Origin of the sequence: Streptomyces termitum, assembly GCF_014650175.1 — a bacterium.
GTDB lineage: Bacteria > Actinomycetota > Actinomycetes > Streptomycetales > Streptomycetaceae > Streptomyces > Streptomyces termitum.
Map to the genome: position 1 here is coordinate 128,812 of NZ_BMUL01000018.1, position 6,001 is coordinate 134,812.

General features: G+C 73.1%; 6 protein-coding genes and 1 pseudogene. 2 read left to right on the top strand and 5 right to left on the bottom strand.

Annotated elements, in window-relative coordinates; genetic code table 11:
* Positions 1-259: 259 nt before the first annotated feature.
* Positions 260-727, top strand: a complete 468-nt coding sequence (locus IE219_RS27165; RefSeq protein WP_189982176.1) for an RDD family protein — start codon at positions 260-262, stop codon at positions 725-727.
* 195 nt (positions 728-922) lie between these two features.
* On the opposite strand, the gene IE219_RS27170 is transcribed toward IE219_RS27165, so the two are convergent.
* From IE219_RS27170 to lipB, 4 genes are all read right to left on the bottom strand, one after another.
* Complete coding sequence (locus IE219_RS27170) at positions 923-1,633, bottom strand: DUF4191 domain-containing protein (RefSeq protein WP_189982178.1); 711 nt, start codon at positions 1,631-1,633, stop codon at positions 923-925.
* A gap of 10 nt (positions 1,634-1,643) precedes the next feature.
* Positions 1,644-1,865, bottom strand: coding sequence for an SCO2195 family GlnR-regulated protein (locus tag IE219_RS27175; protein WP_189982180.1), 222 nt, complete (start codon positions 1,863-1,865; stop codon positions 1,644-1,646).
* Between the two features lie 309 nt (positions 1,866-2,174).
* Positions 2,175-3,140, bottom strand: a complete 966-nt coding sequence (gene lipA / locus IE219_RS27180) for a lipoyl synthase (protein WP_189982182.1) — start codon at positions 3,138-3,140, stop codon at positions 2,175-2,177.
* Between the two features lie 102 nt (positions 3,141-3,242).
* Positions 3,243-4,052, bottom strand: a complete 810-nt coding sequence (lipB, locus tag IE219_RS27185) for a lipoyl(octanoyl) transferase LipB (protein ID WP_189982184.1) — start codon at positions 4,050-4,052, stop codon at positions 3,243-3,245.
* Between the two features lie 297 nt (positions 4,053-4,349).
* On the opposite strand from lipB, the gene IE219_RS27190 reads away from it, so the two are divergent.
* A complete protein-coding gene (locus IE219_RS27190; RefSeq protein WP_189982186.1) occupies positions 4,350-5,816 on the top strand; it encodes an NsdA family TPR-like regulatory protein in 1,467 nt (488 codons plus the stop codon).
* A gap of 69 nt (positions 5,817-5,885) precedes the next feature.
* On the opposite strand, the pseudogene IE219_RS27195 reads toward IE219_RS27190, so the two are convergent.
* Positions 5,886-6,001: pseudogene (locus IE219_RS27195) on the bottom strand (IS5/IS1182 family transposase); the annotation flags it as partial.

The following is a 6,001-nucleotide window of genomic DNA, read 5'->3' on the forward strand; positions in this document are numbered from 1 at the left end:
CCCACTCCTCCTACTCCCGGCCCGGGGAGGGGCGGGGTTGCAGCTCGGTCGCGCTTCCGCCGGTGCGGTCGCGCACGCTCGGACCCGACCATAGGCAGACCGGATTTCTCAAGCATGACCCATTTGTTTCGTCGAAGTTAACCGGAGCGGGTGGCGCCCCTCCGTGTCACGGCCCCCGCCGGGACCGTTCCGGGCCGCTTTCCGGCCCCAGCCGCACCCGGCCCGAAGTGATCGGAAATGGGCGCAGTACGGTGGTCGGGTGGACAACAGGCAAGCACTCGGATCGTGGCTCTCCGGCCCCCGCGCCGCGGCGGAGCAAGCAGGCGTGGACTTCGGCTACCGGGGGCAGCAGCTGGGCCTTCCGGAGGAGGGGCCCGGCTCCATCGCCCGGCCCGGCGCGCGGCTGGGCGCGCTCGCCGTGGACTGGGGGCTGTGCAGCCTGATCGCATACGGACTCATCACCCAGAGCTATGGCCAGACCAGCCAGAACTGGGCCCTGCTCATCCTCTTCGTCCTGATGACCGTGACCGTCGGCACCGTCGGCGCCACGCCGGGGAAGCTCCTCTTCCGGCTCCGGGTCGTCTCCGTCCGCGGCGGCCGGCTCGCTCCGCTGCGGGCCCTGCTCCGCGCCGCCCTCACCTGCCTGGCGATCCCGGCCCTCATCTGGGACCGCGACGGCCGCGGCCTCCACGACCGCCTCTCGGGCGCCGTCCAGATCCGCGTCTGACCCCCTCCGGCCCCTCCCGGCCCCGGTGAACGGCTGCGCCCCGGCGGCCTGCCTCCCGGACCGCGGCGGAAAGGTACGGCCCCGGCCCCCTGCCCCCCGCCTCCGCACCTCGCCGCGCCCACGCCGAAGGGCGGCGCCCCCGACCTTCCGGTCCGGGGGGCGCCGCCCTTCGGCGTCTCGTACGCGCCTCGCGCGTCAGCGCATCTTTCCGCCGCGCGGCATCTTCATGCCCTTCGGCATCGGGCCCTTCGGCAGCGGCATGTTGCTCATGAGGTCGCCCATCGCGCGCAGCCGGTCGTTGGCGGCCGTGACCTGCGGGCCGCTGAGCAGCCGGGGCAGCTTCAGCATCTTGGTGCGGATCTTCTTGAGCGGGACCTGGCCCTGCTCGTCGTCGTCGCCGACGACGATGTCCGTGACCGGGACGTCGACCAGGATGCGGGCCATCTTCTTCTTCTCGGCCGCGAGGAGGGGCTTCAGCCGGTTCGGGTTGCCCTCGCCGACCAGGACGATGCCCTGGCGGCCGACGGCCCGGTGCACCACGTCCTGGCTGCGGTTCATCGCGACCGCCGGGGTCACGGTCCAGCCGCGCCCGATGTTCTGCAGCACCGCCGCGGCGGCGCCCGGCTGTCCCTCCATCTGTCCGAAGGCCGCCCGCTCGGCGCGCCGTCCGAAGACGATGGCCATGGCCAGCAGCGCCAGGACGAAGCCCAGGATGCCCAGGTAGACCGGGTGGCCGATCAGGAAGCCGATACCGAGGAGGACACCGAGTACGACGATGCCCACGCCGGCCACGACGAGCCCGACCTTGGAGTCGGCCTTCCGGGTCATCTTGTACGTGAGGGCGATCTGCTTCAGTCGCCCGGGGTTCGCGGCGTCAGCGCCGCCCGTGTTTGCCTTCCTCGCCATGCCTTGAAGTCTACGTGGCCCGCGACGTCCGGCCGGACGCGGCCTCCAGGAGATCCTGGGCCTCGGTGCGGTCCTTCGCGCGGCGGCGGTCCTCCAGGACGGAGGTCCAGGCGTTGCGGCGGGCGGTGCGCTGCCCGGAGCCCAGGACGAGGGACTCGACGGCCCGGAGGGCGTCGGTGACGGAGGGGAGGGCGCTGACGCGGACGTGCGTCGACGCGGCTGCGGCCGGCATGGCGGGTCCTCTCTCGGACACGGATGAGACGAGGTGGGGGGGCGGAAGCGGTGGCGGTGCGTGAGAACGCGCTCACGGAACCATGCTCACAGAACGGTGTTACCAGGGCATGTCCCGGCGGTCAAACACTGATGAAACGCTGATGTCGCCCCTCGCGGGGCCGCCGGACGGGGGAGCGGCCCGTGCCGCCCCGCTGAGCTGCGGGGCCGCACGGGCCGCTCCCCGTACCGGTACTACTTGCCGGTAATCACCTGTGCGCCGATTCACACGGCGTACGGCCCGCCCGGCGCGGGCCGGGCGACCCGCGGCTCACACCGCCTGGGTGGCCTCCACCGCGCCGCGCTTCTCGATCGCCTGGAGGTACAGGCGCCCGGCGCGGTACGAGGAGCGGACCAGCGGGCCCGACATCACGCCGGAGAAGCCGATCGCGTCGGCCTCCTCCTTCAGCTCCACGAACTCCTGCGGCTTCACCCAGCGCTCCACGGGGTGGTGCCGGACGGAGGGGCGCAGGTACTGCGTGATCGTGATGAGCTCGCAACCGGCGTCGTGCAGCTGCCGCAGTGCCTCGCTGACCTCCTCGCGGGTCTCGCCCATGCCGAGGATCAGGTTCGACTTCGTGACCAGACCGTAGTCACGGGCCTGGGTGATGACGTCGAGCGAGCGCTCGTAGCGGAAGCCGGGGCGGATCCGCTTGAAGATCCGCGGGACCGTCTCGACGTTGTGCGCGAAGACCTCGGGGCGCGCGTCGAAGACCTCCTTGAGGAGCTCCGGCACCGCGTTGAAGTCGGGGGCGAGCAGCTCGACCTTGGTGCGGCCCTCGGCGCGCTCGGCCGTCTGCTGATGGATCTGGCGCACGGTCTCCGCGTACAGCCAGGCGCCGCCGTCCTCCAGGTCGTCGCGGGCGACGCCGGTGATGGTGGCGTAGTTCAGGTCCATCGTGACGACGGACTCGCCGACGCGGCGGGGCTCGTCCCGGTCCAGCGCCTCGGGCTTGCCCGTGTCGATCTGGCAGAAGTCGCAGCGCCGGGTGCACTGGTCACCGCCGATGAGGAAGGTGGCCTCGCGGTCCTCCCAGCACTCGAAGATGTTGGGGCAGCCCGCCTCCTGGCACACGGTGTGCAGGCCCTCGCTCTTCACGAGGCTCTGCATCTTCGTGTACTCGGGCCCCATCTTCGCGCGGGTCTTGATCCACTCGGGCTTGCGCTCGATGGGGGTCTGGGCGTTCCGGACCTCCAGGCGCAGCATCTTGCGTCCGTCGGGTGCGACTGCGGACACATCGGCTCCTGTAGCTTCGATTCTTCGGCGCACACCAGGGTACGCCCGTTGCTTCCATGCCTTGCTACGTCTGGCCAACCCGTGGCCAGAGCCAGGCATTCCTCAGGCGGACGCCGGCTCCACCGGGCGCTCGACCGGGCGGGGCCGGGGCTCCGCGTTCTCCAGGACGTCCCGCAGGTGCCTCTCGGCGACCGGCAGCACCTCCTCGACGGTGACGTCGCGGCCCAGCTCGTTGGCGAGCGAGGTGACGCCGGCGTCACGGATGCCGCACGGGATGATGCGGTCGAACCAGGCGTTGTCCGGGTTCACGTTGAACGAGAAGCCGTGCATGGTGACGCCCTTGGCGACCCGGATGCCGATGGCGGCGAGCTTGCGGTCCTCGCGGCGCTGGCCGGCGTTGGAGGGCGCGTACTCGGGGCCGTTCAGGCGCGGGTCGAACTCCTCGTCGGTCAGCCGGGGGTCGAAGTCCAGCGACAGTCCGCCGATCGCGGGCCGCCGCTCGACCGGGTCGCCGAGGACCCAGACGCCGCTGCGGCCCTCGACCCGGGTGGTCTCCAGGCCGAACTCGGCGGCGGTGCGGATCAGGGCCTCCTCCAGGCGGCGCACGTGGGCGACCACGTCCACCGGGCGGGGCAGCTTGAGGATGGGGTAGCCGACCAGCTGGCCGGGCCCGTGCCAGGTGATCTTGCCGCCCCGGTCCACGTCGACGACCGGGGTGCCGTCCAGCGGCCGCTCGCTCTCGGCGGTGCGCCGCCCGGCGGTGTAGACCGGGGGGTGCTCCAGGAGCAGGCAGGTGTCGCCGGTCTCGTCGGCGAACCGCGCGGCGTGCACCTCGCGCTGCTTGTCCCAGGCCACCCGGTAGTCGACGGCGTGTTCGCCGAAGCCCAGGCGGACGAATTGCAGCTCACTCACGGCCATGCCTCCTCCTGGGTGCCCGCGGCCGGGGTCCGGGGATCGTCCCGGGTGGGAGCCGGCCCGGCACCCTGCGTTCTACGCGCCCGTGCCACTGTACGGCGGTCCCCGGGGAGCCCGCCGGGAGGGCTCGGAGTCAGGGCGGTGAGGCAACCATCAGTCCGGTTGCTCACACGATCGGATGAATATGGGGCGAAGCTGGCGGTACGGGGCCTGATCGCCGCTACATTCGCGCCGTTCCATGAGGGTCGAAACGGGCTGCGACCTGCGCCCGGAAGGCAGGAGACCGCACAGCCGATGACGGAACGACCACCGCAGCGCGTCCCGAACCGCCAGCTCGCCGCGCTCATCGCCGAGGCCGGCTTCTCCAACGCGGGCCTCGCCAGACGAGTGGACCAGCTGGGCCTGGAGCACGGCCTCGACCTGCGGTACGACAAGACCTCGGTGACCCGCTGGCTGCGCGGCCAGCAGCCGCGCGGCACCACGCCCGCCCTCATCGCCGAGGTCTTCACCCGCCGCCTCGGCCGCCGGCTCTCCGCCCAGGACCTCGGCCTCGACGCCTGCGCGCCGGTCTACGCGGGCCTGGAGTTCGCCGCCACCCCCGAGGAGGCCGTGGACATCGTCAGCGGGCTCTGGCGCAAGGACTCCGGCAGCCACGCCGAGCTCCGCAAGATCGCCTTCACCCCGGCCGGACTCGTCGTGCCCAGCCGCGACTGGCTCATCGGCCGCGCCGACGACCGGGTCGCCCGCGGCGAGCAGCCGCCCGTCCCGGTGGTCCGCCCGTCCGGGCCCGACCCCCGGGTGCCCTCCCAGGGCCGCTTCTCGGTGCCCCGCCAGCGCAGCACCGAGCGCGGCCCCGGCCAGCGGGTCTCCGGCGGCGACGTGGCCGCCCTGCGCTCCGTCGCCGACCTCTTCCGCTCCCTCGACCACTCCTACGGCGGCGGCCACGCCCGCCAGGCCCTGGTCCGCTACCTGGAGCACGAGGCCGAGCCCATGCTGCGCGGCACCTACGGGGAGGCCACCGGGCGGCGCCTCTTCGGCGCCGTCGCCGACCTCACCCGGCTCGCGGGGTGGACCTCGTACGACATCGCCGCCCACGGCCTCGCCCAGCGCTACTTCGTCCAGGCGCTGCGCCTCGCCCAGGCGGCCGGCGACCGCGCCTACGGCTCGTACGTGCTGCTCACCATGAGCTGCCAGGCCGTCTACCTCGGCCACGGCCGGGAGGCCGTGCAGCTCGCCCGGGTCGCCCAGCAGGGCGTCGGACCGGCCGCCCCGCCGGTCGTCCAGGCGATGCTGAACGCCGTGGAGGCGCGCGGCCACGCCGTCCTCGGCGAGGCCCGCGCCTGCGGCGCCTGCCTGGTGCGCGCCGAGCGTGCCCTCGACGCCGCCCGGCCCGGCGACGAGGTGCCCTTCTGGGCCCGCCCCTTCGACGAGGCCCAGCTCGCCGACGAGCAGGGCCACTGCCACCGGGACCTCCAGCAGTACCGGGCCGCCGCCCAGTACGCCGAGCGGGCCCTCCAGCTCCGCGCCCCCGGCTACGCCCGCAGCCGGCTCTTCTGCCGGGTCGTCCTCGCCACCGCCCGGCTCGCCCTCGGCGAGCTGGACCAGGCGTGCGCGCTCGGCGCCGAGGCCGCCCAGCAGGCCGCCGAGATGCGCTCGGCCCGCGCGATCGAGTACGTCCGCGAGTTCGAGCGCCGCCTGGAGCCGTACCGGGACGCGCCGCCCGTCCGCACCTACCGCGACCGGGTGGCCGCCCTCGGCTGACCCCGGCGGGGCTCAGGGCCTGTCCGGCCGTTCCCCCCGGGGTCGGGCCCTAGGTTCTGTCGTCAAATGTCACGCCCACATCAGGAGTGATGCGAGAGTGATGGCTGCTTCGTAGGACTGGGCGGTCTTGTCGTAGCGGGTGGCGATGCCGCGCCACTGCTTCAGGCGATGAAAGCAACGTTCGA

Coding starts and splice junctions, on each gene's coding strand:
- IE219_RS27175 (WP_189982180.1), bottom strand. CDS start 1,865: ATGCCGGCCGCAGCCGCGTCGACGCACGTCCGCGTCAGCGCCCTCCCC.
- IE219_RS27190 (WP_189982186.1), top strand. CDS start 4,350: ATGACGGAACGACCACCGCAGCGCGTCCCGAACCGCCAGCTCGCCGCG.
- IE219_RS27170 (WP_189982178.1), bottom strand. CDS start 1,633: ATGGCGAGGAAGGCAAACACGGGCGGCGCTGACGCCGCGAACCCCGGG.